Annotated in this window: 1 protein-coding gene; it reads right to left on the minus strand. The window is 65.4% G+C overall.

Going from position 1 to position 1,489, the window contains the following annotated elements:
- Positions 1 to 1,489 (minus strand): VCBS domain-containing protein (locus AC1DU9_RS29775; RefSeq protein ID WP_477811266.1); only part of this gene is annotated, 1,489 nt, incomplete at both ends.

The raw sequence follows: 1,489 nt of genomic DNA on the forward strand, positions 1-1,489 counted from the left end.
ATGGAGAACTATGGAGAACTGGCCGTAGTTGCCGGCGGTATTGGTTTGCGCCTGGAAACTTTCCGGGCTGTCGACGTCGCTGATGGTCAGGCTGCCAGCGGTGGTCAGCGGAGCATTGGTTTCGCTCAGCGTAACGCTGGCCGAGGACAGCACGGCGGCATCGTTGCTACCGAGGATATGCACGGTGACCGAAGTGAGGGTGCCGTCGGCGCTGCTCACCGCGAAGGTGTCGGTGTAGGTGGTGCCGGYGGCGAACTCGTTGTGGGCGGAGTCGGCGACGTAGGTCCAGGCACCGCCGGTGCCGATGGAGAACTGGCCGTAGCTGCCGGCGGTGTTGGTTTGCGCGACGAAGGTTGCGGCGCTGTCGACGTCGYTGATGGTCAGGCTGCCAGCGGTGGTCAGCGCAGCATTGGTCTCGGTGAGGTTGGCGATGTCGGCGGACAGCACGGCCGCATCGTTGCTACCGAGGATATGCACGGTGACYGAAGTGAGGGTGCCATCGGCGCTGCTCACCGCGAAGGTGTCGGTGTAGGTGGTGCCGGCGACGAACTCGTTGTGGGCGGAGTCGGCGACGTAGGTCCAGGCACCGCTGGTGCCGATGGAGAACTGGCCGTAGTTGCCGGCGGTATTGGTTTGCGCCTGGAAACTTTCCGGGCTGTCGACGTCGCTGATGGTCAGGCTGCCAGCGGTGGTCAGCGGAGCATTGGTTTCGCTCAGCGTAACGCTGGCCGAGGACAGCACGGCGGCATCGTTGCTACCGAGGATATGCACGGTGACCGAGGTGAGGGTGCCGTCGGCGCTGCTCACCGCGAAGGTGTCGGTGTAGGTGGTACCGGCGGCGAACTCGTTGTGGGCGGAGTCGGCGACGTAGGTCCAGGCACCGCCGGTGCCGATGGAGAACTGGCCGTAGCTGCCGGCGGTGTTGGTTTGCGCCTGGAAACTTTCCGGGCTGTCGACGTCGCTGATGGTCAGGGTACCAGCGGTGGTCAGCGCAGCATTGGTCTCGGTGAGGTTGGCGATGTCGGCGGACAGCACGGCCGCATCGTTGCTACCGAGGATATGCACGGCGACCGAAGTGAGGGTGCCATCGGCACTGCTCACCGCGAAGGTGTCGGTGTAGGTGGTGCCGGCGGCGAACTCGTTGTGGGCGGAGTYGGCGACGTAGGTCCAGGCACCGCCGGTGCCGATGGAGAACTGGCCGTAGCTGCCGGCGGTGTTGGTTTGSGCGACGAAGGTTGCGGCGCTGTCGACGTCGCTGATGGTCAGGCTGCCMGCGGTGGTCAGCGSAGCATTGGTCTCGGTGAGGTTGGCGATGTCGGCGGACAACACCGCCGCATCGTTGCTGCCGAGGATATGCACGGTGACCGAAGTGAGGGTGCCGTCGGCGCTGCTCACCGCGAAGGTGTCGGTGTAGGTGGTGCCGGCGGCGAACTCGTTGTGGGCGGAGTTGGCGACGTAGGTCCAGGCACCGCCGGTGCCGATGGAGAAC

It is taken from the genome of Pseudomonas sp. P4_C1 (assembly GCF_056402155.1).